This is a genomic window from Burkholderia sp. AW49-1 (assembly GCF_053427845.1).
Genome location: NZ_JBSAXF010000012.1, coordinates 120115 through 143446 on the forward strand (window position 1 = coordinate 120115; position 23332 = coordinate 143446).

23 protein-coding genes and 1 riboswitch are annotated in these 23332 nt (G+C 67.8%); of the genes, 15 read left to right on the forward strand and 8 right to left on the reverse strand.

Going from position 1 to position 23332, the window contains the following annotated elements; genetic code table 11:
• Positions 1–5: 5 nt before the first annotated feature.
• Complete coding sequence (locus ACV22W_RS19660; protein WP_059528091.1) at positions 6–1304, forward strand: c-type cytochrome; 1299 nt, start codon at positions 6–8, stop codon at positions 1302–1304.
• 128 nt (positions 1305–1432) lie between these two features.
• Positions 1433–2881, forward strand: a complete 1449-nt coding sequence (locus ACV22W_RS19665) for a DEAD/DEAH box helicase (RefSeq protein WP_448021136.1) — start codon at positions 1433–1435, stop codon at positions 2879–2881.
• On the opposite strand, the gene ACV22W_RS19670 is transcribed toward ACV22W_RS19665, so the two are convergent.
• The 3 genes from ACV22W_RS19670 to ACV22W_RS19680 all read right to left on the reverse strand — a co-directional run bounded on the left by ACV22W_RS19670 (position 2875) and on the right by ACV22W_RS19680 (position 6219).
• The gene (locus ACV22W_RS19670; RefSeq protein ID WP_448021138.1) at positions 2875–3384 is read right to left on the reverse strand and encodes a hypothetical protein; all 510 of its coding nucleotides are present in this window, start codon (positions 3382–3384) and stop codon (positions 2875–2877) included. The two genes, ACV22W_RS19665 and ACV22W_RS19670, sit on opposite strands and share 7 nt — an antisense overlap.
• A gap of 71 nt (positions 3385–3455) precedes the next feature.
• A complete protein-coding gene (locus tag ACV22W_RS19675) occupies positions 3456–4283 on the reverse strand; it encodes a ferritin-like domain-containing protein (protein ID WP_448021140.1) in 828 nt (275 codons plus the stop codon).
• 295 nt (positions 4284–4578) lie between these two features.
• On the reverse strand, positions 4579–6219 hold the full coding sequence (locus ACV22W_RS19680; RefSeq protein WP_448021141.1) for a gamma-glutamyltransferase family protein: 1641 nt from the start codon (positions 6217–6219) through the stop codon (positions 4579–4581).
• Between the two features lie 223 nt (positions 6220–6442).
• Here ACV22W_RS19680 and ACV22W_RS19685 point away from each other — a divergent pair, with 223 nt between their 5' ends.
• Together ACV22W_RS19685 and ACV22W_RS19690 are read left to right on the forward strand one after the other, a co-directional pair.
• Entirely contained in the window at positions 6443–7222 is a 780-nt protein-coding gene (locus ACV22W_RS19685) for a DeoR/GlpR family DNA-binding transcription regulator (protein WP_044846783.1), read from the forward strand.
• Positions 7223–7524: 302 nt separating this feature from the next.
• Positions 7525–7722, forward strand: coding sequence for a hypothetical protein (locus ACV22W_RS19690; RefSeq protein ID WP_040144790.1), 198 nt, complete (start codon positions 7525–7527; stop codon positions 7720–7722).
• Positions 7723–7810: 88 nt separating this feature from the next.
• Here ACV22W_RS19690 and ACV22W_RS19695 read toward each other — a convergent pair whose 3' ends face one another.
• Positions 7811–8179 (reverse strand): hypothetical protein, encoded by a 369-nt coding sequence (locus ACV22W_RS19695; protein ID WP_448021142.1) that lies wholly within the window; start codon positions 8177–8179, stop codon positions 7811–7813.
• Between the two features lie 162 nt (positions 8180–8341).
• On the opposite strand from ACV22W_RS19695, the gene glpD reads away from it, so the two are divergent.
• The 3 genes from glpD to ACV22W_RS19710 all read left to right on the forward strand — a co-directional run bounded on the left by glpD (position 8342) and on the right by ACV22W_RS19710 (position 12286).
• A complete protein-coding gene (gene glpD / locus ACV22W_RS19700) occupies positions 8342–9865 on the forward strand; it encodes a glycerol-3-phosphate dehydrogenase (RefSeq protein ID WP_448021144.1) in 1524 nt (507 codons plus the stop codon).
• A 105-nt stretch (positions 9866–9970) separates the two neighbouring features.
• On the forward strand, positions 9971–11473 hold the full coding sequence (glpK, locus tag ACV22W_RS19705) for a glycerol kinase GlpK (RefSeq protein WP_059465737.1): 1503 nt from the start codon (positions 9971–9973) through the stop codon (positions 11471–11473).
• A gap of 96 nt (positions 11474–11569) precedes the next feature.
• Positions 11570–12286, forward strand: a complete 717-nt coding sequence (locus ACV22W_RS19710) for an MIP/aquaporin family protein (protein ID WP_448021146.1) — start codon at positions 11570–11572, stop codon at positions 12284–12286.
• Positions 12287–12357: 71 nt separating this feature from the next.
• Here ACV22W_RS19710 and ACV22W_RS19715 read toward each other — a convergent pair whose 3' ends face one another.
• Positions 12358–12537 carry a hypothetical protein gene (locus tag ACV22W_RS19715; protein WP_448021148.1) on the reverse strand — a complete coding sequence of 60 codons (180 nt, stop codon included), beginning with the start codon at positions 12535–12537 and terminating at the stop codon, positions 12358–12360.
• On the opposite strand from ACV22W_RS19715, the gene ACV22W_RS19720 reads away from it, so the two are divergent.
• Positions 12536–13222: an HAD family hydrolase gene (locus tag ACV22W_RS19720; RefSeq protein ID WP_448021150.1), complete on the forward strand. Its 687-nt coding sequence runs from the start codon at positions 12536–12538 to the stop codon at positions 13220–13222. The genes ACV22W_RS19715 and ACV22W_RS19720 overlap by 2 nt on opposite strands.
• Before the next feature lie 90 nt (positions 13223–13312).
• Here ACV22W_RS19720 and ribB read toward each other — a convergent pair whose 3' ends face one another.
• The 3 genes from ribB to ACV22W_RS19735 all read right to left on the reverse strand — a co-directional run bounded on the left by ribB (position 13313) and on the right by ACV22W_RS19735 (position 16543).
• Entirely contained in the window at positions 13313–14023 is a 711-nt protein-coding gene (ribB, locus tag ACV22W_RS19725; RefSeq protein ID WP_448021152.1) for a 3,4-dihydroxy-2-butanone-4-phosphate synthase, read from the reverse strand.
• Between the two features lie 118 nt (positions 14024–14141).
• A riboswitch (FMN riboswitch) is annotated at positions 14142–14290 on the reverse strand.
• Between the two features lie 182 nt (positions 14291–14472).
• Complete coding sequence (locus tag ACV22W_RS19730; RefSeq protein ID WP_448021154.1) at positions 14473–15156, reverse strand: helix-turn-helix domain-containing protein; 684 nt, start codon at positions 15154–15156, stop codon at positions 14473–14475.
• Between the two features lie 211 nt (positions 15157–15367).
• Positions 15368–16543, reverse strand: a complete 1176-nt coding sequence (locus ACV22W_RS19735; protein WP_448021156.1) for an MFS transporter — start codon at positions 16541–16543, stop codon at positions 15368–15370.
• A 147-nt stretch (positions 16544–16690) separates the two neighbouring features.
• On the opposite strand from ACV22W_RS19735, the gene ACV22W_RS19740 reads away from it, so the two are divergent.
• The 7 genes from ACV22W_RS19740 (at position 16691) to ACV22W_RS19770 (ending at position 23307) form a co-directional block, all read left to right on the forward strand.
• A complete protein-coding gene (locus ACV22W_RS19740; RefSeq protein ID WP_448021158.1) occupies positions 16691–17623 on the forward strand; it encodes a LysR family transcriptional regulator in 933 nt (310 codons plus the stop codon).
• A 272-nt stretch (positions 17624–17895) separates the two neighbouring features.
• Complete coding sequence (gene miaB / locus ACV22W_RS19745) at positions 17896–19269, forward strand: tRNA (N6-isopentenyl adenosine(37)-C2)-methylthiotransferase MiaB (RefSeq protein WP_448021160.1); 1374 nt, start codon at positions 17896–17898, stop codon at positions 19267–19269.
• A gap of 33 nt (positions 19270–19302) precedes the next feature.
• The gene (locus ACV22W_RS19750; protein ID WP_059820376.1) at positions 19303–20349 is read left to right on the forward strand and encodes a PhoH family protein; all 1047 of its coding nucleotides are present in this window, start codon (positions 19303–19305) and stop codon (positions 20347–20349) included.
• 151 nt (positions 20350–20500) lie between these two features.
• The gene (gene ybeY / locus ACV22W_RS19755) at positions 20501–21286 is read left to right on the forward strand and encodes an rRNA maturation RNase YbeY (RefSeq protein WP_448021161.1); all 786 of its coding nucleotides are present in this window, start codon (positions 20501–20503) and stop codon (positions 21284–21286) included.
• A 13-nt stretch (positions 21287–21299) separates the two neighbouring features.
• Positions 21300–21932 carry a gamma-glutamylcyclotransferase gene (locus tag ACV22W_RS19760; RefSeq protein ID WP_448021163.1) on the forward strand — a complete coding sequence of 211 codons (633 nt, stop codon included), beginning with the start codon at positions 21300–21302 and terminating at the stop codon, positions 21930–21932.
• A 52-nt stretch (positions 21933–21984) separates the two neighbouring features.
• On the forward strand, positions 21985–22134 hold the full coding sequence (locus ACV22W_RS19765) for a hypothetical protein (protein WP_179949148.1): 150 nt from the start codon (positions 21985–21987) through the stop codon (positions 22132–22134).
• A gap of 285 nt (positions 22135–22419) precedes the next feature.
• Entirely contained in the window at positions 22420–23307 is an 888-nt protein-coding gene (locus ACV22W_RS19770; RefSeq protein ID WP_059447841.1) for an HlyC/CorC family transporter, read from the forward strand.
• Positions 23308–23332: the final 25 nt, after the last annotated feature.

Consider the following 23332-nt stretch of genomic DNA (forward strand, 5'->3'; position numbering starts at 1 on the left):
ACACAATGAAACGCAAGTCCCTGTTTGCACTCTCGGCCGTCGCGATCGTCGCGGCTGCCGCCCTCGTGCCGGTCCTCTGGCCGGGCAACGACACGCTGCACGGCAACGCTGCCGTCGCGGCCACGCCGGCCGACCAGGCCGCGCTGATCAAGAAGGGCGAATACCTCGCGCGCGTCGGCGACTGTATCGCGTGCCACACCGTGCGCGGCGGCAAGTCGTTCGCGGGCGGCCTGCCGATGGCGACGCCGTTCGGCACGATGTACACGCCGAACATCACGCCGGACGACAAGGACGGTATCGGCAAGTGGACGTCGGACGACTTCTACCGCGCGATGCACACCGGCCGTTCGAAGGACGGCAGCCTGCTCTACCCGGGCTTCCCGTTCGCGAGCTACACGAAGGTCACGCGCGCCGACTCGGACGCGATCTACGCGTACCTGCGTTCGGTCCCGCCCGTCTCGGTGCCGAGCCGTCCTCACGAACTGAAGTTCCCGTTCAACAACCGCAACCTGCTGATCGGCTGGCGCACGCTGTTCTTCAAGGAAGGCGAATACAAGCCGGATCCGACCAAGTCGGTCGAGTGGAACCGTGGCGCGTACCTCGTCGAAGGCCTCGGCCACTGCTCGATGTGCCACACGTCGATCAACATGATGGGCGGCCCGGTGAGCTCGGCGGCCTTCGCGGGCGGCCTGATCCCGCTGCAGAACTGGTATGCGCCGTCGCTGACGAACGACAAGGAACTCGGCCTCGGCGACTGGCACGTGCAGGAACTGTCGGACCTGCTGCAGGCCGGCGTGTCGAACAAGGGCGCGGTGTTCGGCCCGATGGCCGACGTCGTGCACAACAGCCTGCAGTACATGAGCGACGAAGATACGCGCGCGATGTCGACGTACCTGAAGTCGATCCCGCAGAAGGCTGAAGCGCCGAAGAACATGCAGTACGAGCCGTCGAAGCAATTCGGCAACGCGCTGTTCGACCAGGGCAAGAAGATCTACGCGGACAACTGCGCGACCTGCCACGCCGAAACCGGCGCGGGCAAGCCGCCGGCGTATCCGCCGCTCGCGGGCAACCATTCGATCGTGATGGAATCGGCGGTCAACCCGATCCGCATGGTGCTGAATGGCGGTTATCCGCCGAGCACGTTCAAGAATCCGCGTCCGTACGGGATGCCGCCGTTCGCGCAGTCGCTGTCGAACCAGGAAGTCGCGGCGGTCGTCACGTATATCCGGATGTCGTGGGGCAACAACGGTACGCCGATCTCGCCGCAACAGGTGAGCGACCTGCGTTCCGCGCCGCTTGACTAAATAACGCGCGACACACACGGGGGCGCGGCTGCGGGAAACCGCAGCCGCGCCCCTTTGCTTTTTGCGACGCCGTTCCCCGCGCGGGCCGCGCGAGGCGTCGCCGATCATAAAACTCAAGAGTGGTATCTATGTCTTTCGAATCTCTCGGCTTGGCCGAACCGCTCGTCAAGGCGGTCAACGAGCTCGGCTACACGTCGCCGACTCCCATCCAGCAGCAGGCGATCCCGGCCGTCCTGGGCGGCGGCGACCTGCTCGCCGGCGCACAGACCGGCACCGGCAAGACCGCCGGCTTCACGCTGCCGATCCTGCAGCGCCTGCACACGTTCTATGCCGAGCATCGCGGCGCGAAGCGCGCGGTGCGCGCGCTGATCCTCACGCCGACGCGCGAACTCGCCGCCCAGGTCGAGGAAAGCGTGCGTGCGTACAGCAAATACCTGAAGCTGCGCTCGACCGTGATGTTCGGCGGCGTCAGCATCAATCCGCAGATCGATGCGCTCAAGCGCGGCGTCGACATCGTCGTCGCGACGCCGGGGCGTCTGCTCGACCACATGCAGCAGAAGACGATCGATCTGTCGGATCTCGACATCCTCGTGCTCGACGAAGCCGACCGGATGCTCGACATGGGCTTCATCCACGACATCAAGCGCGTGCTCGCGAAGCTGCCGCCGCAGCGCCAGAACCTGCTGTTCTCGGCCACCTTCTCCGACGAGATCAAGTCGCTCGCCGACAGCCTGCTCGATTCGCCGGCGCTGATCGAGGTCGCACGCCGCAATACCACCGCCGAGAGCGTCGCGCAGAAGATCCACCCGGTCGACCGCGATCGCAAGCGCGAGCTGCTCACGCATCTGATCCGCGAACACAACTGGTTCCAGGTGCTCGTGTTCACGCGCACCAAGCATGGTGCGAACCGGCTCGCGGAACAGCTGACGAAGGACGGCATCAGCGCGATGGCGATCCACGGCAACAAGAGCCAGTCGGCTCGCACGCGCGCGCTCGCGGAATTCAAGAACAGCACGCTGCAGGTGCTGGTCGCGACCGACATCGCCGCACGCGGGATCGACATCGACCAGCTGCCGCACGTCGTCAACTTCGACCTGCCGAACGTGCCGGAGGATTACGTGCACCGGATCGGCCGCACGGGCCGCGCGGGCGCAACGGGCGAAGCCGTGTCGCTCGTGTGCGTCGACGAGAAGCAGTTGCTGCGCGACATCGAGCGGCTGATCAAGCGCGAGATTCCGCAGGAGGTGATCGCGGGCTTCGAACCCGATCCGAACGCGAAGCCGGAGCCGATCCAGCAACGCCGTGGGCAGCAGCCGCGCGGCGGCAACGGCGGCAACGGCGGTGGCGGCGGCAATCGCCAGCCGCGTGCCGGCGGCTCCGGCCAGCCGGCCGCGAAGCGCGACGGCACTGCGCAGCCGAAGGCCGCGAAGGCGGCCAAGCCGCGCACGGCCGGCGGCGCGAGCGGTAACGCCGGCGGCAGTCGCCCGTCAGGCGGCAACGGCGCACGTCCGGCGAACGGCAACGCCGCGCACTCGAACCGCAACCGTTCGTCGCGCAGCGGCCAGCGCGGTCACTGAAGCCGCGCGGCCGCGCGCCGCAGGTGCTCGACCTGGCGCTGCCAGCGCGCGAGCACCTCGGCGCGCGCCTGCCCTTCCAGCGCGAACGTGACGCCCGTCGCGAGACGCGCATAGCCGACCCGCTGCGCATCGCCATGCGCGATCGTCGCGGCGAACCCGGCCAGTCCGCCGAAGTCCCCTTCGAGCGGCTCGATCCTCAGTTGTGCCTGAAAGAATGCGCCGTCCGCGACGAGCGTCAACGCGGCCGCGCGCCGTTGCGCCAGCGCGCGCGCCGCGCGCGATTGCGGCCATAGCGCAAGCAGCAGCGTGTGCGCGTCGCGTGCATGAATCTCGCCGACGCTGAGCAGCGTCGTGCGCAACTGGCCATCGTCGGTCGCGACGATCAGCGATGCGGCGAAGTCGGCATGGCGTTCGAGCACGGTGCCGTCGAACAGCGAAACGACGGCCGGCGGCCACGCGTCGAACGTCCATTGTTCGAGCGCGTGGCGATGGGTATCGGTCATGATGGCGGCCCCGGTGAAAAGCAGACGATGATGCCGAAGCATACGCGCGCCGCCGGACCGCGCGGTGACGATCAGCGCATGAACACGTGCCGCGTGATCTTCGTCAGCGGATAGTGGACACTCGGCTGGATCTTCGCGGGCAGGTCGAGCGGCTTGAGCAGCATCTTCACGCACATGTCGGCCGACAGGTTGCGTCGCACGAGCGAGCTGATGCGCGCGACGCGTTCGCGGTTGTACTGGTTGTCGCCGATGCGATCCGGGTAGCGGATCGCGAACACGTGGCGCAGCGCGATCTCCGAATCCTCGTTCTTGATTTCCAGCACGCGGCGCGTCAGCGCGCCGAGCACCGCGAGCCGGCCGTTGCCTTCGAGCTTGTTGTACTTCTTGAAGAACTTGAAGAAGTGCTTGTAGTGGCGCACCTCGTCCGAGCGGATGTTGTCGGTGATTTCCTTCAGCACCGGCTCGTCCGAGCATTCGTTGATCGCGCGATAGAGCGTGGCCGTGCCCGTCTCGACGACGCAGCGCGCGACCATCTCGAGCGCGCGGGTCTTCTCGAACGCGTCGACCGAGCAGGTCTTCGAGTACTCGGCGAAGAAATTCGCGAACGCGGTATCCCAGTCGAACTCGGGCCACACGTGCGCGATGTACGCCTTCAGCGCGCGCCCGTGCTGCAGTTCCTCGTGCTCCCACGCCGTGTTGAGCCACGCGGACACTTCCGGATCATCGTTGAAGAACTCGCTCAGGTTGCTCGTGTAGAGATCCGAGCCGCTTTCGATGAACGACGACGCGCAGAGCAACAGCAGCAGATCCTCGTTCGCGGCGGCGCGCTGACGATCGATCCGGTTCAGGTCGATGTCCTCGATACGCCACGGCATGACATGCGTCGTTTCAGTAGGCATGGTGGTGCGCTCCCAGTCGTCGCGCGGCCGGCCGGCCCCGATCTTCGGCACAGGCCCGGCGCGCCCGCAGGCGACGTTTTGCTTGCATTTTTAGTGAGTTGGTCCGGCCGAACCATGCTGGCATCTTATCCGGACTTTTATGTTCGTGCTTCAGAGCACTGACCATATCCGACGGGCGCAGTTCCACCGCGCATGTTGCGGTTCGTTAGACGGGTTGTTCGAACCGGTGGCGCTGCATCAAGCAAAACGGGCGGCCATCCGGCCGCCCGTCGAGCGCAAGACTGGAAGCGTTCCGTCAGAAACCGGCCGCGAGACCATCGCGACGGCTGTCGCTCGCGGCCACGTAGCCGCGCTCGGGATCGTCGCGATCGAGCCGCCACACGAACTGCCCCGAGCCGAAATCCATATAAGGATCGTCGATCGACTTGATCGTATGACCGCGCGCGGCGAGCGCGTCGACCGTGTCGCGATTCATCGCCGACTCGACGTCGAGCGTGAAGTCACGATTGACCTTCCAGCGCGGCGCGTCGCAGGCGGCCTGCGGCTGCTGCCCGTAGCCGAGCATGCGCACGACGGTCTGCAGGTGGCCCTGCGGCTGCATGTCGCCGCCCATCACGCCGAAGCTCATCACGGCCTCGGTGCGGCCGTCGACTTCCTCGGTGACGAACGCCGGGATGATCGTATGAAACGGCCGCTTGCCGCCCGCGACGACGTTCGGCGACGCCGGGTCCATCGAGAAGCCGTGCCCGCGGTTCTGCAACGCAATGCCCGTACCCGGCACGACGAGCCCCGAACCGAAACCCATGTAGTTCGACTGAATGAAGCTCACCATCATCCCGCGCTCGTCCGCCGCCGACAGATAGATCGTGCCGCCCGAATGCGGCCGGCCGGCAGCGAAGTGCGTCGCGCGTGCGCGATCGATCAGCTTCGCGCGTTCCGCGAGATATGCGTCGTCGAGCATCTGCGCGGGCGTCACGTCCATCGCGCGCGGATCCGCGACGTAGCGATAGACATCCGCGAACGCGAGCTTCATCGCCTCGATCTGCAGGTGTTGCGAGTCGGCCGAATCGACCGGACATTCGGCCACGCCCGCATGCTCCGCGATCCCGAGCGCGATCAGCGCGGCGATGCCCTGCCCGTTCGGCGGGATCTCGTGAATCGTGTGCCGCCCGAAGCGCTTGCCGATCGGCTCGACCCATTCCGGCCGGTACGCGCGCAGGTCGGCTTCGGTCAGCGCGCCGCCGCCTTCGCGCGCGAATGCCGCGATCTGCCCGGCGAGCGCGCCCTCGTAGAACGCGCGCGGACCGTCCTTCGCGAGGATGCGCAGCGTCCGCGCGTGACCCGGCAGGCACATGCGCTCGCCGACGAGCGGCGCGCGCCCGCGCGGCATGAAGGTATCGGCGAAGCCCGGCAGCCCCCGCAGTTCGGGCACCGCGGCGGCCCACTTGTGCGCGACGATCGGCGACACCGAATAGCCGCGCTCGGCGATCTCGATCGCCGGCTCGAGCAGGTCCGCGAACGGCAGCGAACCGAACTTCGCGTGCAGCGCCTCCCAGCCCGCGATCACGCCCGGCACCGTGACGGTGTCCCAGCCGCGCGTCGGCTTGTTCGCGATGCCGCGTGCGTCCTCGCCGTGGCGCTGGCGGAAATAGCCGGGGTTCCACGCGGCCGGCGCGACGCCCGACGCATTCAACCCGGACAGCCGCTCGCCGTCCCACACGAGCGCGAACGCATCGCCGCCGAGCCCGCACGACACGGGCTCCACCACCGTGATCGCGGCCGCCGCGGCCAGCGCCGCATCCACGGCATTGCCGCCCTTCCACAGCATCCGCAGCCCGGCCTGCGCCGCGAGCGGGTGCGACGTCGACACGACGTTGCGCGCGAATACCGGAATGCGGGTCGTCGGATACGGGTTGTGCCAGTTGAAGCCAGTCATCGGTTCCACCTCGTCGAAAGCTGAATGAACGCGCCGGGCGCACGACCGGCGCGCGCGGACAGTCCGCCATTGCAGCGCGATCCGCGTGATCGCACAAATTCATTTGTCACATGAATCCATGTACTTTCCGCATGAATTCCGCGCAGCGATACGCCGCAGGCCGGTCGAACGCCCTTCCCGCCCTTACAATACCCGCTCCGCCTCACGACCCGACCGCCGAGCCATGACCCGAGATCCCCGCCTCACCCTCAACGCGCGCCAGCAGGAACTGCTCGAATGGGTGCAGCGCGACGGCTTCGTGACCGTCGACGATCTCGCCGCGCACTTTGCGGTCACGCCGCAGACGATCCGCCGCGACGTGAACTGGCTCGCCGACCTGAACCTGCTGCGCCGCTATCACGGCGGCGCGAGCCTGCCGACCAGCTCGGAAAACGTGTCGTACACCGCGCGCCAGCGGATGTTCCACGACGAGAAGCGGCGCATCGCGGCGCTCGCCGCGTCGCACATCCCCGACCAGGCATCGCTGTTCATCAACCTCGGCACCACGACCGAGGAGGTTGCGCGCGCGCTGAACCGCCATCACGGGCTCCACGTGATCACGAACAACCTGAACGTCGCGTCGATGATGAGCGGCTACCCCGACTGCGAGGTGCTGATCACGGGCGGCATCGTGCGGCCGTGGGACAAGGGCATCGTCGGCGAACTCGCGATCGACTTCATCCGCCAGTTCAAGGTCGACTACGCGATCATCGGCACGTCGGCGATCGAGGCCGACGGCACGCTGCGCGACTTCGACACGCGCGAGGTGCGCGTCGCCGAGGCGATCATGCAGCATGCGCGCACGGTCTACCTCGTCGCCGACCATTCGAAGGTCGGGCGCCCGGCGCTGGTGCGCCAGGGACACCTGAGCCAGGTGCATGCGCTCTTCACCGACAAGCCGCTGCCGCCGGAGATGGCCGATGCGGTGGCGAACGCGGGCACCCAGGTGTACGTCGCGGAATGACGCTTGCGATGCTGCACCGCACCCGAAACTTCAAGTGAAATCAAGAAGTTGGCGTGCCGACCGAACCGCTTGCGGCACGTGTGCCTGTCAAACTGAAAATTAACGGGGCACGATTTGTCGTTGCCCGCGCGCTCGACTAGACTCCAGTTCCCCGGCCCGTTCGCCCGATACGCCCGTGCCAAGGCGTGTGCGAATCCCAAGGCCGGCGAATACAGCTTTCCCCCCAAGCCATACCCCGCGGGGTATCGCGCACCGGCGTTCGCGCCGGCCGCGCGGGCAGACCGATTGCCATGGAGAGAACGATGCTGAGTCCGCATGAATTCGCCACGCTACTGCTTGTGAAGGACGCCCCTGACCAGGGCGACATGGATCGGGATGAACTCGACGCGCTGCTCGAACAGCAGCTCGTGCGGCTGGAAGGGCTGGGATCGGGACGCAAATACTGCGTGACCGAGACCGGCGACGCCGCACTGCGATCCATCAAATACCGCTATTCCTGAAGCTTCGCTGTTCCTGACCCGAGCGTGCCGGCCGGATTTCCGGCCGCGCCGCATTTCCGGTCTTCCCGCCTTCCGCAGCTTTCCCGCGTCAGCCGCCGCGTAGCGTCGGATCGACCGCGGCTCGCCAGCTGACCGCCTGCGCGCGAGCGCCGTTGAAATATGCGACCCATCCGGCGCGCCCCGCCGCGTCGGGTGCCGCGTAGTGCGTCGAAAGTTCGTTTACGAACGCGCAATAGTTCGCCTGCGTCAGCCCGCGATACCGCTTCGCCACGTACGCGTCGTACAGCGTCGAGTAGACCGGCTGCGCGTCCGCGCCCCAGTCGCGCGCGGTGCCGCCGCACGATGTCTGCAGGTCGACGAACGACGGCGCACGCCAGTTCCCGGCCAGCGGCGGCATACCGGCGCTGCATCCTGCCAGAACGACGGCGCACGCACCGGCCCACATCCCAATACGCATGATTCACCTCGCGAAACGGTCGATTCCGCCAGTATCGTCCGGGATCGCGCCGCGCGCTACTGGCCCCGCTTTTTCGAACTTTACTTTTTCGATTTCGTTCGTTAAATTTCGAATTCGAACATTTCGTGTTCGCCCATTTCCATCAGACGATAAGGACAGCAGGTGACCCAACCGAATCGCTACGATCTGCTCGTCGTCGGCGGCGGCATCAACGGCGCGGGCATCGCGCGCGATGCGGCCGGCCGCGGCCTGTCGGTGCTGCTCTGCGAGCAGGACGACCTCGCGTCGCACACGTCGTCGTCCAGCACGAAGCTGATTCACGGTGGCCTGCGCTACCTCGAATACAACGAATTCGGCCTCGTCCGCAAAGCGCTCCAGGAGCGTGAAACGCTGCTGCGCGCGGCGCCGCACATCATGTGGCCGCTGCGCTTCGTGATGCCCCACATGCCGAACCTGCGGCCGGCCTGGCTGATCCGCATCGGCCTGTTCCTCTACGATCACCTCGCGAAACGCGAACTGCTGCCGGGCTCGCGCGGCATCGACATGCGACGCCATGCGGCCGGCGCACCGCTGATCGACTCGATCAAGCGCGGCTTCGTGTATTCGGACGGCTGGGTCGACGACGCGCGCCTCGTCGTGCTGAACGCGCTCGATGCGAAGGAGCGCGGCGCCGAGATCCTCACGCGCACGAAGCTCGTGTCGGCGGAACGCCGCGGCGACGAATGGGAAGCACGGCTGCGTCACGCGGACGGCTCGATCCGCGTCGTGCATGCGCGCGCGGTCGCGAACGCGGCCGGCCCGTGGGTCGGGGAGGTGCTGCACGGCGCGCTCGGCCGCGGCGCGCAACACAGCGTGCGCCTCGTGAAAGGCAGCCACATCATCACGCGCCGCCTGTTCGATCACGATCACGCGTACATCTTCCAGAACCCGGACAAGCGGATCATCTTCGCGATCCCGTACGAGCACGACTTCACGCTGATCGGCACGACCGACGTCGAATACACGAACGATCCCGCGAAGGTCGCGATCGATCGCGACGAGACGCAGTATCTGTGCGATTCGATCAACCGCTACTTCAAGCGCAAGATCTCGCCCGCCGACGTGCACTGGACCTATTCGGGCGTGCGCCCGCTGCTCGAGGACGAAAACGCGGCGAACGCGTCGGCCGTCACGCGCGACTACCGCCTCGAGATGGACGACGGCGCCGGCGCGCCGCTGCTGTCGGTGTTCGGCGGCAAGATCACGACCTTCCGCAAGCTCGCGGAAGAAGCCGGCGACCTGCTGTGCAGCGCGCTCGGCCGCGATGCGAAAACCTGGACGGCCGGCGCGCCGCTGCCCGGCGGCGACATCGCGAACGCGAAGTTCGACGTGTTCGCCGACGCGTTCGCGAAGCGCCATCCGTGGCTGCCCGCCGCGCTCGCGCGCCGCTACGCGCGGGCGTACGGCACGCGCGCGGAACGCGTGGTCGACGGCGCGACGTCGCTCGCCGACCTCGGCGCCGAAATCGCGCCGGGCATCCACGACGCCGAACTGCGCTACCTGCGCGACGTCGAATGGGCGACCTGCGCGCAGGACGTGCTGTGGCGCCGCTCGAAGCTCGGCCTGCACGTCACGCCAGGCACGCTCGACGCGGTGACGGCTGCGGTCGACGCGTGGTTCGCCGCCGCGCATGCGCCGCACGCGTGATTCGTTTGCAGTTGCAATTGTCTGACCGACGTTGATTCACCGACGCGCCGCGTAACATGCGGCGCGCATCACAACTACGCCAATCCACGGATGGAGATGAGAGACATGCAGGATCAGTACATCCTCGCGCTTGACCAGGGCACGACGAGCTCCCGCGCGATGCTGTTCGATCGCCAGGGCAACATCGTATCGATCGCCCAGAAGGAATTCGAACAGATCTACCCGCAACCCGGCTGGGTCGAGCACGACCCGCAGGAAATCTGGTCGACGCAAGCCGGCGTCGCCGCCGAAGCGGTCACGCGCACGGGCCTGAACGGCACGTCGATCGCTGCAATCGGCATCACCAACCAGCGCGAGACGACGATCGTCTGGGATCGCGAAACGGGCCAGCCCGTCTACAACGCGATCGTGTGGCAGGACCGCCGCACCGCCGACTTCTGCGATTCGCTGAAGAAGCAGGGCCTCGAAGCGAAGGTGCGCGCGAAGACCGGCCTGCCGATCGATTCGTACTTCTCCGCGACCAAGATCCGCTGGATCCTCGACAACGTGCCGGGCGCGCGCGACAAGGCGCGCCAGGGCAAGCTCGCCTTCGGCACCGTCGACAGCTGGCTCGTGTGGAACTTCACGAAGCACGAACTGCACGTGACCGACGTGACCAACGCGTCGCGCACGATGCTGTTCAACATCCACACGCGCGAGTGGGACAGCGAGCTGCTCGAGCTGCTCGACATCCCGCGCAGCATGCTGCCGGAAGTGAAGGCGTCGTCGGAAATCTACGGCCATACGAAAACCACGGTGTTCGCGTCGAAGATCCCGCTCGCGGGCATCGCAGGCGACCAGCACGCGGCGCTGTTCGGGCAGATGTGCACGACGTCGGGCATGGTGAAGAACACCTACGGCACCGGCTGCTTCCTGATGATGAACACCGGCGACAAGCCGATCGAGTCGAAGAACAACCTCGTCACGACGATCGCCTGGCAGATCGGCGACGACGTGCAGTACGCGCTCGAAGGCAGCATCTTCATCGCGGGCGCGGTCGTGCAGTGGCTGCGCGACGGCGTCGGCATCATCAAGACGGCCGCCGAGATCGAAGCGCTCGCCGCGAGCGTGCCGCATACCGACGGCGTCTATCTCGTGCCGGCGTTCGCGGGCCTCGGCGCGCCGCACTGGAACGCGCGGGCGCGCGGTTCGGTGTTCGGCGTCACGCGCGGCACGACCTCCGCGCACCTCGCGCGCGCGGCACTCGACGCGATCGCTTACCAGTCGCTCGACGTGCTGGCCGCGATGGAAGCCGACTCGGGCATCAGCATCGGCGAGCTGCGCGTCGACGGCGGCGCGAGCGCGAACAATCTGCTGATGCAGTTCCAGGCCGACCTGCTCGGCGTCGACGCAGTGCGCCCGCAGATCACCGAGACGACCGCGCTCGGCGCGGCCTATCTCGCGGGCCTCGCGATCGGCTACTGGAAGAACCTCGACGAAGTGCGCAGCCAGTGGCAGCTCGATCGCCGCTTCTCGCCGTCGATGCCGAAGGAGCAGGTCGAGCGCTGCATGGCCGGCTGGCAACGCGCGGTGCGCGCCGCCAAGGCGTGGGCCGACGACACGCAGTAACCCGCAGCAGCCAGAACCAGAAGCAATCCGAACGAAATAAAACAACACCGGCGGACCGCGCGGCGCGCGAGTCCGCCGTCATCTACGAGAGACAACATGTCACCTTACATTGCGGAATTCATCGGCACGGCGATCCTCGTGCTGCTCGGCAACGGCGCGGTTGCCAACGTGCTGCTTGCGAAGACCAAGGGCAAAGGCGCGGACCTCATCGTGATCGTCATGGGCTGGGCGATGGCGGTGTTCGTCGCCGTCTACGTGACCGCGTCGTTCAGCGGCGCGCACCTGAACCCGATCGTCACGATCAGCCTCGCGCTCGCGGGCAAGTTCGCATGGTCGAAGGTCGGCGGCTACATCCTCGCGCAGATGCTCGGCGGGATGGCCGGCGCGCTGCTCGTGTGGCTCGCGTATCGCCAGCACTTCGCGAAGGAAGTCGATGCGGACCTGAAGCTCGCGGTGTTCTGCACCGCGCCCGCCATCCGCAGCACCACGCACAACGTGCTGACCGAAGCCATCTGCACGTTCGTGCTGATCCTCGGCGTGCTGTACCTCGCGTCGCCGCAAGTCGGTCTCGGCGCGCTCGACGCGCTGCCCGTCGGCCTGCTCGTGCTCGGCATCGGCATCTCGCTCGGCGGCCCGACCGGCTATGCGATGAGCCCGGCGCGCGACCTGTCGCCGCGCATCATGCACGCGCTGCTGCCGATTCCCGGCAAGCGCGACAGCGACTGGCGCTATGCATGGGTGCCGGTGGTCGGCCCGCTGCTCGGCGGCGCCGCGGCGGCCGGCCTGTATCTGCATCTGCACGCGATGGCCTGATCACGTCTTCAATCGAGCATGAGCCCGGGCGCGCGGCAGCAACTGCCGCGTGCCTCCACCCTCCCCTTTCGTCACACGATCGACGACGAACCCGCCTCGCTCGCGCCGGCCGAGGCCGCGACGACACCTCGGCCAACGGCGGGGCAAATCGGGACGGGATGCAGGCGCCGAGCGGTTCGCGGCGCATCTTCGAAAGCACGTATCATGGCGGGATGCTCGGCGTCGCCGACACCTCGCTTCTTCACCATCATGCTCGATCACCTTATCTGCGACTGCGACGGCGTCCTCGTCGACAGCGAAGTCATTGCCGACCGCGTGCTGTTCGACACGCTGTCCGCCACCTTCCCTCACCTCGATTTCGAAGACGCCGCGAAGTCCGCCTTCGGCCAGCAGACGTCGCGCTTTCTCGCCGGGCTCGAAGCGCATTTCGGCATCCGGATGCCCGACAACTTCATCGAGACCGTCGAGCGCAACATCGAGACGGGTCTCGCACAATCGCTCGCGCCGATCACCGGCGTGCGCGACGCGCTGCTGAAGGTCGGCCTGCCGGCCGCGGTGGTGTCGAACAGCCGGCTCGTGCGCGTGCGCAGCTCGCTGAAGCGCGCCTCGCTCACCGAAATCTTCGGCGATCGCGTGTTCAGCTCCGAGCAGGTCGCGCGGCCGAAACCCTACCCCGACGTGTACCTGCACGCCGCGCGGACGCTCGGCGTCGAGCCGGCGCGCTGCGTCGTCGTCGAGGACAGCGTGTCGGGCCTGAACGCCGCACGCGCGGCGGGTATGAAGACGATCGCGTTCGTCGGCGCGAGCCACATCCCCGACAACTACGCGGACGCGCTGCGCGCGATGGGCATCACGCGGATCATGCGCAGGATGGATGAACTGCCGGCGCTCGTCGCGGCCGGCCTGCGCGGCGAATTCGGCGACGTGCAGTCCTGACGGACGACCGCGCCGGATCGCCATGACCGGTGTGCGGCTCGATGCGCACGCCGTGCGGCGGGCGCATCGGCGCGCCCGCCATTCCGGCCGTCAGGCCGGCTCGCAGCAGCGCTCGCGCGCGGCCGCCAGCGCCTCACGGAATTCGACGAGCTCCGCGATCGTCAGCATCGGCAACCCGTGCAGTTGCGCGAAACGCTCGACGTCGTCGCCGCGCGTCATCGTGCCGTCCGGATTCATCAGCTCGCACAGCACGCCCGCCGGCTTCAGGCCAGCGAGGATCGACAGATCGACCGTCCCTTCCGTGTGACCGCGGCGCGCCAGCACGCCGCCCGGTTGCGCACGCAACGGAAACACGTGGCCGGGGCGCACGATGTCGTACGGCTTCGCATCGTCGGCGATCGCCGCGCGGATCGTCGTCACGCGGTCGGCCGCGGACACGCCGGTGTGCACGCCTTCGCGCGCCTCGATCGACACGGTGAACGCGGTGCCGTTGCGGCTCTCGTTGGTCTGCACCATCGGCGGCAGCTCGAGCGCACGGACCTTGTCGTCGGTCAGGCACAGGCACACGATGCCGCTGCACTCGCGGATCAGGAGCGCCATCGTCTCGAGTGTGATGCGCTCGGCGGCGACGATCAGGTCGGCCTCGTTTTCACGGTCGTGATCGTCCTGCAACACGACCGCGCGGCCCGCGCGCAGCGCGTCGAGCGCGGCGGCGATGCGCGGCGGCACCGGTTCGGAATCGAGCAACGGGAGATCGGCAAAGGCGTCGGCGGGTGCCGGCGAAACGGACATGAAGGACATGTGAAACGCTCCTCGCAATTACGATTTGGGCGAAAAACGTTTCAGGGCATTGCAAACAGACAGAACGGCAACCCGCTTCGCACGCGTGGCAAAGCGGCCCTGACGGACATGACTATCTGCACATCTTCTCTCATCCGGACTGTGACCGTCGGCTCTGGCATTCGACCAGATCTGCTGACCCCGCGCGGCTGCGCGGGCGCTCGCGGGCTCGCCGGCTTTCGCCAGCCTACCGCCGGTGGGGAATTTCGCCCCGCCCTGAAGACGCACTGATTACCGGCCGGGGTCTACCCCGGAACCGGCGGGCCAAGCATACATCAGCCGCGCGCACCGCGCAGCGAACCACACCTGAAACCTTACTGACGACTACGTCTAACGGCATCGTCCGAACGGCCGGCACCCGGCCAGCGCGCCATCCCGAACGGAACCGGCGCCGGCCAGGCGACCCGCGCTCAGCCGGCCGCGTGCGCGGCGTCGGGCACGAGCCAGCGCGGCGGCACCTCCGGGCTCACCGTCACGCGGAACGCGCGCGCCTCGCTGTCGCCGGGATTGCGCAGGCTGTACGGCTGGTCGGCGTCGAACACGATTGCATCGCCGGTCGCGAGCAGCTGGCGCCGATCGTGCACGCTGACTTCGAGCGTGCCTTCGCTGACGACCAGGTTGAGCGTCGTGCCGGGCGCGCGCCGCGTGCCGGGTTCCGTGTGCAGCGGCGCGATCCGCAACTCGTGGAATTCGGCCGCGGCCGGCTCGCCTTCCGGATACAGCGCGCGCGCCGAGAAGCGGCCGTTCGAACTGACGACGCGCGCCGCGCGCTCGGCCGCCAGGTGCTCGAAGCCGTTCACCGCGTGGCGGCGCAGGAATGCGGCCACCGATACCTTCAGCGCCGCGGCGATCTTGCAGAGCACCTTGATCGACGGCACGCTGCGCGCGGATTCGATCTGCGCGAGCATCGCGCGCGACACGCCGGACAGCCGCGCGAGCGCATCCAGCGACAACTGCCGCTCGGCGCGCAAGCGCGCGAGATTCACGCCGACGACCTGCTCGAGGACGTCGAGCGACGCGGACGTCCGCGCGTCGGCGGCATTGCCGGACTCGAAGGAAGACACGTCGCGCACCAGCGCCAGGGGTGAAGACATAACATGGCCTCCGGGCCGCCGCGCGGCCCTGCGAATGGGGTAAGCCGGAATCGGGTTGCGCCACGAACGGCGCGTATCGAGACGCTATCACCCGGCCCCGGGCCGGCCAACGAAGTTATCTTCACACCGTTATCAGCATCGCGGAGGAATGCGTTTCTCGCGAACCTTTTCCTGTCGCCATAGCGCCGGCACCCGCCGCCCGATGCACTGCTCAATGCGCGGCCGATGCCGCGCCGCGCGCCGGTGCGCGCGCATCGAGCCGCATCGCGAGCCACGTGACGACGAGCGCGGCGAACGTCACCGCGACGGCGACCCACGGCAACGCATCGAGCGCGAAGCCGTGCCCCAGCGCGAGGCCGCCGAGCCACGCGCCGCCCGCGTTGCCGACGTTGAACGCGCCGATGTTAAGCGTCGACGCGAGATGCGGCGCGCTCGCGGCCTTCTCGACCACGCGCGCCTGCAGCGGCGGCACCGTCGCGAACGCGGCGATCCCCCAGACGAATACGGTCACCGCGGCCGCGACCGGCAGGTGGCTCGTCTTCGCGAACACGGCCATCACGGTCATCAGTGCGACCAGGATCGCGATCAGCGACGGCATCAGCGCGCGATCGGCGAGCCTGCCGCCGAGCGTGTTGCCGACCGTCAGACCCGCGCCGAACAGCACGAGGATCACCGCGACCGCGCGCGGCGAATAACCGGTGACGGTTTCGAGAATCGGCGCGATGTACGTGAACACGACGAACACGCCGCCGAAGCCGAGCACGGTCATCAGGAGCGCGAGCCAGACCTGCGGCTCCTTCAGCACCCGCACTTCGTGGCCGAGTCCGGCGGGCCCGCTGTCGTGGCGGTTCGGCACCAGCAGCGCGACGCCGCCGAGCGACAGCACGCCGAGCGCGGCGACGATCCAGAACGACGCGCGCCAGCCGAGCAGCTGGCCGACGAAAGTGCCGAACGGCACGCCGAGCACGTTCGACAGCGTGAGGCCCGTGAACATCAGCGCGATCGCGCTCGCGCGCTTGTCGGCCGGCACGAGCGACGCGGCCACCACCGCGCCGATCCCGAAGAACGAGCCGTGCGCGAACGACGTGACGACGCGCGCGACCATCAGCATCGCGTAGCCGGACGCGGTCGCGCACAGCACGTTGCCGACGATGAAGATCGCCATCAGCAGTTGCAGCGCGGCCTTGCGCGGCATGCGGCTCGTCAGCACCGCGAGCAGCGGCGCGCCGACCGCGACGCCGAGCGCGTAGCCCGTGACCAGCAGGCCGGCCGACGGCAGCGACACGGCGAGGTCGTGCGCGACTTCGGGCAGGAGTCCCATGATGATGAATTCGGTGGTACCGATGGCGAAGGCGCTGATCGCGAGCGCCAGTAACGGAATGGGCATGACGTTCTCCGAAAAGGCGGCGGACGCGGCATCCGGTCCGTACCGCACCGCACAAGAAGCGGGATGTGCGCGCATTGTCCCGAATAAGCCTATCTTTGATAATTGGCGTGGCATTTGAACCATTTTCAAAAAATTCTGGAAAATCCGATGGATCGACTGGGCGACATCCGGCTGTTCGTCGAGGCGGCGGAACTGGGCAGCCTGTCCGCGGCGGGGCGCAAGCTGAACCTGACGCCGGCCGCCGCGAGCGCGCGCCTTGCGAAACTCGAGGCGAAGATCGCGACGCGGCTGTTCGAGCGCTCGACGCGGCAGCTGCGCCTCACCGACGAAGGCCGGCTCTACCTGAACTGCTGCCGCCAGGCGCTGCAGGCACTCGACGACGCGCACGCGCTGCTGCAGGAAGGCCGCAACGTGGTGGCCGGCAAGGTGCGGCTGTCGTCGACGTCCGATTTCGGCCGCAATCAGCTGCTCGACTGGCTCGACGAATTCACCACGCTGCATCCGGGCGTCACCTTCTCGCTGACGGCGTCCGATTCGTCGTCGAACCTGTGGCAGGACGAGATCGACCTCGCGATCCGCTTCGCCGCCCCGCCCGACGGCGCGCTGATCGCACGCCGGCTCGCCGCGAACCGGCGGGTGCTGTGCGCGGCGCCGTCGTTCGTCGAGCGCCACGGCGTGCCGGCCGATCCGCACGATCTGGCCCGATTTCCCTGCAACGTGATCACGATCGCGTCGGGCCCGATGAACACGTGGCGCTTCACGCGCGGCGACGAGGTGCGGACCCACACGGTGCCGGTTTCGACCGCGTTCGAGACCAACGACGGCGGCCTCACCCGCGAATGGACGCTGCGCGGCCACGGCATCGCGCTGAAGTCGCTGTGGGACATCGCCGACGACGTGCGCGCCGGCCGGCTGCGCGTGCTGCTGCCCGACTGGCGGCACCAGGACGCGCCGCTGCACGCGCTCTATCACGGCAAGCGCTACATGGCGCCGCGCGTGCGCGTGCTGCTCGACTTCCTCGCCGAGCGCTTCGCGCGCGAGGAAGCGGCGCTCGACGACCTGCTAAACGCGTGTCGCTGAAGCGTGCCGCGCCGCCATATCGGGGCGGAGCACCGCGGCGGCGTCGCGCGGCCGCAACCGGCCGCCCGCCCGGGACGGCGCGTAAAGCTATAATGGAAAGCTTTCCCGACGGCTTTTCACGCGTTCGCGAATATTCGCGAAATGCTCGCTCGACGCGCATCGCGCGCCCGGCCCGCCACGCGGCACCGGCACGAGACGCTGCGCCAGCAGCAGCCGTCCCGATTCACCCTTGACGACGCCCCCAGGTCAACCACTGCGAACGGCGAATCCCCATGACCAAGAAAGTTTACGTAAAGACCTTCGGCTGCCAGATGAACGAGTACGACTCGGACAAGATGGTGGACGTGCTCAATGCGGCCGAAGGCCTCGAAAAGACCGATACCCCGGAAGACGCGGACATCATCCTGTTCAACACGTGCTCGGTGCGTGAGAAGGCGCAGGAAAAGGTGTTCTCCGACCTCGGCCGCGTGCGCGAGCTGAAGGAAGCGAAGCCGGGCCTGCTGATCGGCGTCGGCGGCTGCGTCGCCAGCCAGGAAGGCGCGTCGATCGTGTCGCGCGCGCCGTACGTCGACCTCGTGTTCGGCCCGCAGACCTTGCACCGCCTGCCGCAAATGATCGACGCGCGCCGTGAAAGCGGCCGCGCGCAGGTCGACATCACCTTCCCCGAGATCGAGAAGTTCGACCACCTGCCGCCCGCGCGCGTCGAGGGGCCGAGCGCGTTCGTGTCGATCATGGAAGGCTGCTCGAAGTACTGCAGCTACTGCGTCGTGCCGTACACGCGCGGCGATGAAGTGTCCCGTCCGCTCGACGACGTGCTGACCGAAGTGGCCGGCCTCGCCGACCAGGGCGTGCGCGAAGTCACGCTGCTCGGCCAGAACGTGAACGCATATCGCGGCGCGCTGACGGCCGGTTCGACCGAAATCGCCGATTTCGCGACGCTGATCGAATACGTCGCCGACATCCCCGGCATCGAGCGGATCCGCTACACGACGTCGCACCCGAAGGAATTCACGCAGCGCCTGATCGACACTTACGCGAAAGTGCCGAAGCTCGTGAGCCACCTGCACCTGCCCGTCCAGCACGGCTCCGACCGCATCCTGATGGCGATGAAGCGCGGCTACACCGTGCTCGAATACAAGTCGGTGATCCGCAAGCTGCGCGCGATCCGCCCGGACCTGTCGCTGTCGACCGACATGATCGTCGGCTTCCCCGGCGAGACCGAGGAAGATTTCGACAAGATGATGGCGCTCGTGCACGAGATGAGCTACGACACCAGCTTCTCGTTCATCTACAGCCCGCGCCCCGGCACGCCGGCCGCGAACCTGCACGACGACACGCCGCGCGAGGTCAAGCTCAAACGCCTGCAACATCTGCAGGCGACCATCGAGGAAAACGTCGCGCGCATCAGCCGGTCGATGGTCGGGAAGGTCGAGCGGATCCTCGTCGAAGGCCCGTCGCGCAAGGACCCGAACGAACTGTCGGGCCGCACCGAGAACAACCGGGTCGTGAATTTCCCGGCGCCGCTCGCGTCGCACCCGCGCCTTATCGGCCAGATGATCGACGTGAAGATCAACCATGCGTACCCGCACTCGCTGCGCGGCGAGCTGCTGCTCGTGAGCGACGACGCGAGCGCGGCCACCCACTGACCGACTGACGTTCAACAGGAGCCCGACGCTACTTTGAAGACCGTCCAAGCACTGGAATTCACCGCGCCGCGCGACGACAACGCGCGCCTCGCCAACCTCTGCGGCCCGCTCGACGAGAACCTGCGGCAGATCGAACAGGCGCTCGACGTCACGCTCGCGCGGCGCGGCCACCGGATCACGATCCGCGGGCGCGGCGCGAAGCTCGCGCTCGCGGCGCTCGAGAACTTCTACAACCGCGCGCGCGATCCGCTGTCGGTCGACGATATCCAGCTCGCGCTGGTCGAAGTGCGCCACACGTCCGGCAACGGCCGCCAGGACACGATCGACGTGCGCTTTCGCGGCGACCCCGACCATCCGTTCGACGAGCCCGTCGTGCAGCTCGACGCGGACATGCCGGACGAAGAACCCGCGCCGAAGCTCTATACGCGGCGCGCAGACCTGCGCGGCCGCACGCCCGCGCAGCGCGAATACCTGAAGCAGATCCTGTCGCACGACGTGACTTTCGGCATCGGGCCGGCCGGCACCGGCAAGACCTACCTCGCGGTCGCGTGCGCGGTCGACGCACTGGAGCGCGACCAGGTCAAGCGGATCGTGCTGACGCGCCCGGCCGTCGAGGCCGGCGAGCGGCTCGGCTTCCTGCCGGGCGATCTCGCGCAGAAGGTCGACCCGTACCTGCGGCCGCTGTACGATGCGCTCTACGACCTGCTTGGCTTCGACAAGACCGCGAAGATGTTCGAGCGCCAGATGATCGAGATCGCGCCGCTCGCATACATGCGCGGCCGCACGCTGAACCACGCGTTCATCATCCTCGACGAGGCGCAGAACACGACGCCCGAGCAGATGAAGATGTTCCTCACGCGGATCGGCTTCGGCTCGAAGGCCGTCGTCACCGGCGACACGAGCCAGGTCGACCTGCCGCGCGGGCACAAGAGCGGCCTCGTCGAGGCGCAGCAGGTGCTCGGCGGCGTGCGCGGCATCGCGCTCACGCGCTTCACGAGCGCGGACGTGGTGCGGCATCCGCTCGTCGCCCGCATCGTCGAGGCGTACGACGACTTCCACGCGCAACACCGGGACGCGTAACAACCGGCGGCGCCCGCGCGCCGCATCGGCCGATGGCCCGGCCCGCCCGACGGCGCGCCGGGCTTTTTTTCGCCCGCGCGCGGCCGTTTCGAATTCGGGAGCGATCGGCCGTTTGGTGTATCCTCAACGCGTTCCAATCGCCGCACCCGTCATGAAATCTTCCCGTTCTCGCAAGTCCGGGCGCGACCAGTCCGCCGCGCCCGATTCCCCCCGTCTCTCGCTGTTCGATGCGAAGGGCAAGGCCCGGACCGTCAGCGCGCAAGGACTCCGAATCGACTTCCCCGATGGCCGCAGCCTGATGTTCGACCTGTCGGGCAGTTCGGGCGAGGCGGCCGTCGCGATCGTCGCGCAGCACAACGATCCGGCGATGCGCGCGAAGCTTGCGCTGCAGCCCGAGCACTACGACAGCGTGACGCTGCACGTGGGTGCCGAACCCGCGCCGCGCGACGAGGAAATGGCGGAAATGGCGGACGAGGTGCGCGAGCTGGAGCTCGACCTGTCCGTGCAGTACGGTGACGAAATCACCGGCGACATCCGCAAGACGCTGCCCAAGCGCAAGCTCATCGCCGAATGGATCGAGCCGGCGCTGTTCGCGAGCGCGCAGCTCACCGTGCGCTTCGTCGGCGAGGAAGAAGGCCGCACGCTGAACGCCGGCTACCGCCACAAGGACTACCCGACCAACGTGCTGACCTTCGCGTACGACCCGGCGCCCGACGGCACCGTGATCGGCGACCTGGTGCTGTGCTGCCCTGTCGTCGAGAAGGAAGCGCACGACCAGGGCAAGCCGCTCGCGGCCCACTACGCGCACCTGCTGGTGCACGGCGCGCTGCACGCGCAGGGCTACGATCACGAGACGAGCGACGAGGACGCCGCCGAAATGGAAGCGCTCGAAGTCGACATCCTCGCGAAACTGGGCTTTCCGAACCCGTACCAGTAAAGCCGTCCGCACCATGCACCACGCCGCGATGCTGCCGCCCGCCTACCCGCCGTCGATCGGCGAGGGACGGCTGCTGACGGAAGACGAACTCGCCGCGTCGCTCGCGCACACGATGCGCGACTGGGACGGCCGGCAGGATCTCTGGCTGTTCGGCTATGGCTCGCTGATCTGGAACCCCGGGCTGCCGACCATCGCCGCCGTGCGCGGCAAGGTGCACGGCTATCATCGCGGGCTCTACCTGTGGTCGCGCGTGAACCGCGGCACGCCCGAACGTCCGGGCCTCGTGCTCGCGCTCGATCGTGGCGGCTCGTGCTCGGGCATTGCATTCCGGCTCGCGGGCCCGACCGCGCAGCCGCATCTCGAGACGTTGTGGAAACGCGAAATGCCGATGGGGTCGTACCGGCCCGCATGGCTGCCGTGCTCGCTCGAGACCGGCGAACGCGTGAACGCACTCGCCTTCGTGATGCGCCGCGACGTGCCCACTTACACCGGCAAGCTGACCGACCCCGTCGTCAAGGAGGTGTTCAGCTGCGCGGCCGGCCGCTATGGCACGACGCTCGACTACGTGAGCCGCACCGTGGATGCGCTGCGCGCGAGCGGCATCCCCGATCGCGCACTGGAAGGGCTGCTCGCGCGATGCCGATGAGGCTCGACAGGCCGGCCGCCGCGCCCGTGCACGCGAAGGAGGCCCCGCGCCCATGAAACCGTCACGCAAATCGCGCATCACGTTGGCCGCGCTGCTCGTTGCCGCGAGCGTGGCGCTGTCCGGCTGCGGCATCCTCGGCTGTGGCGGCGCCGCGACCAACGGCGCGGCCGCCGGCGGCTGCTCTGCCGGCATGCGCTTCTGAGGGTCGGAACGTCGGCCCGGCGTGTCCCGCACGCGACGAAATGCCGCTGACACCGACAGACCGGCCGGTCGCCCGCTTTTTTGCCGCCGCTGCCCCGCCGCCACTTTCTGAGATAGGATGGAGACGAAGGACGGCGCCGCACCAAGCGCGGCCGTTCCCTAGCGGGGCTCGCGCGCGCCGCGTGCCCCTGGCCGGACGGCCGGTGTGACACGGCCGCGCCATGCCCTTGGTGTATCCTTGCCTACTCCGTGACCGCGCGCTCCGGCATGACCCGGGCGCACCACCATGAACGATTCGTATCCCAGTCGTAAGCTCACCGACAAACCGCAAGAAAAGCGCTCGCTGCTCGAGCGCCTGACCGACTTCATCTCGCCCGAGCCGGAATCCCGGACCGAGCTGCTGGAAATCCTCCAGGACGCCCACGAACGCAACCTGATCGACGCCGATTCGCTGTCGATGATCGAAGGCGTGTTCCAGGTGTCCGACCTGTGCGCCCGCGACATCATGGTGCCGCGCGCGCAGATGGACGCGATCAACATCGCCGACAAGCCCGAAGACTTCATCCCGTTCGTTCTCGAGAAGGCACACTCGCGCTACCCCGTGTACGAGGAGAACCGCGACAACGTGATCGGCGTGCTGCTCGCGAAGGACCTGCTGCGCTTCTATGCCGAAGAGGAATTCGACGTGCGCGGCATGCTGCGTCCCGCCGTGTTCATTCCCGAATCGAAGCGCCTGAACGTGCTGCTGCACGACTTCCGCGTGAACCGCAACCACCTCGCGATCGTCGTCGACGAATACGGTGGCGTCGCGGGCCTGATCACGATCGAGGACGTGCTCGAACAGATCGTCGGCGACATCGAGGACGAATACGACTTCGACGAGGAAGCCGGCAACATCATCTCGGGGCCGGACGGCCGCTACCGCGTGCGCGCCCTCACCGAGATCGAACAGTTCAACGAAACGTTCGGCACCGATTTCCCCGACGACGAGGTCGACACGATCGGCGGGCTGATCACCCATCACTTCGGCCGCGTGCCGCACCGCGGCGAGAAGCTGCAGCTCGGCAACCTCGTGTTCGAGATCCAGCGCGGCGATGCGCGCCAGGTCCACGTGCTGCTGGTGCGCCGCAACCCGCTCGCGAGCCGCCGCGCCGAAACCTCGCACGAGGACTGACCGTCTCGCGCCGGCCGCGTCTCCT

Bases quoted from the DNA above. Each gene is read 5' to 3' on its own strand.
- glpK (WP_059465737.1), top strand. From the start codon at position 9,971: ATGCAGGATCAGTACATCCTCGCGCTTGACCAGGGCACGACGAGCTCC.
- ACV22W_RS19670 (WP_448021138.1), bottom strand. From the start codon at position 3,384: ATGACCGATACCCATCGCCACGCGCTCGAACAATGGACGTTCGACGCG.
- ACV22W_RS19680 (WP_448021141.1), bottom strand. From the start codon at position 6,219: ATGACTGGCTTCAACTGGCACAACCCGTATCCGACGACCCGCATTCCG.
- ACV22W_RS19665 (WP_448021136.1), top strand. From the start codon at position 1,433: ATGTCTTTCGAATCTCTCGGCTTGGCCGAACCGCTCGTCAAGGCGGTC.
- ACV22W_RS19675 (WP_448021140.1), bottom strand. From the start codon at position 4,283: ATGCCTACTGAAACGACGCATGTCATGCCGTGGCGTATCGAGGACATC.
- ACV22W_RS19710 (WP_448021146.1), top strand. From the start codon at position 11,570: ATGTCACCTTACATTGCGGAATTCATCGGCACGGCGATCCTCGTGCTG.
- ACV22W_RS19770 (WP_059447841.1), top strand. From the start codon at position 22,420: ATGAACGATTCGTATCCCAGTCGTAAGCTCACCGACAAACCGCAAGAA.
- ACV22W_RS19735 (WP_448021156.1), bottom strand. From the start codon at position 16,543: ATGCCCATTCCGTTACTGGCGCTCGCGATCAGCGCCTTCGCCATCGGT.
- miaB (WP_448021160.1), top strand. From the start codon at position 17,896: ATGACCAAGAAAGTTTACGTAAAGACCTTCGGCTGCCAGATGAACGAG.
- ACV22W_RS19715 (WP_448021148.1), bottom strand. From the start codon at position 12,537: ATGATGGTGAAGAAGCGAGGTGTCGGCGACGCCGAGCATCCCGCCATG.
- ACV22W_RS19690 (WP_040144790.1), top strand. From the start codon at position 7,525: ATGCTGAGTCCGCATGAATTCGCCACGCTACTGCTTGTGAAGGACGCC.
- ACV22W_RS19720 (WP_448021150.1), top strand. From the start codon at position 12,536: ATGCTCGATCACCTTATCTGCGACTGCGACGGCGTCCTCGTCGACAGC.
- ACV22W_RS19685 (WP_044846783.1), top strand. From the start codon at position 6,443: ATGACCCGAGATCCCCGCCTCACCCTCAACGCGCGCCAGCAGGAACTG.
- ACV22W_RS19765 (WP_179949148.1), top strand. From the start codon at position 21,985: ATGAAACCGTCACGCAAATCGCGCATCACGTTGGCCGCGCTGCTCGTT.
- ACV22W_RS19695 (WP_448021142.1), bottom strand. From the start codon at position 8,179: ATGCGTATTGGGATGTGGGCCGGTGCGTGCGCCGTCGTTCTGGCAGGA.
- ACV22W_RS19660 (WP_059528091.1), top strand. From the start codon at position 6: ATGAAACGCAAGTCCCTGTTTGCACTCTCGGCCGTCGCGATCGTCGCG.
- ACV22W_RS19760 (WP_448021163.1), top strand. From the start codon at position 21,300: ATGCACCACGCCGCGATGCTGCCGCCCGCCTACCCGCCGTCGATCGGC.
- ACV22W_RS19730 (WP_448021154.1), bottom strand. From the start codon at position 15,156: ATGTCTTCACCCCTGGCGCTGGTGCGCGACGTGTCTTCCTTCGAGTCC.
- ybeY (WP_448021161.1), top strand. From the start codon at position 20,501: ATGAAATCTTCCCGTTCTCGCAAGTCCGGGCGCGACCAGTCCGCCGCG.
- ACV22W_RS19740 (WP_448021158.1), top strand. From the start codon at position 16,691: ATGGATCGACTGGGCGACATCCGGCTGTTCGTCGAGGCGGCGGAACTG.
- ribB (WP_448021152.1), bottom strand. From the start codon at position 14,023: ATGTCCTTCATGTCCGTTTCGCCGGCACCCGCCGACGCCTTTGCCGAT.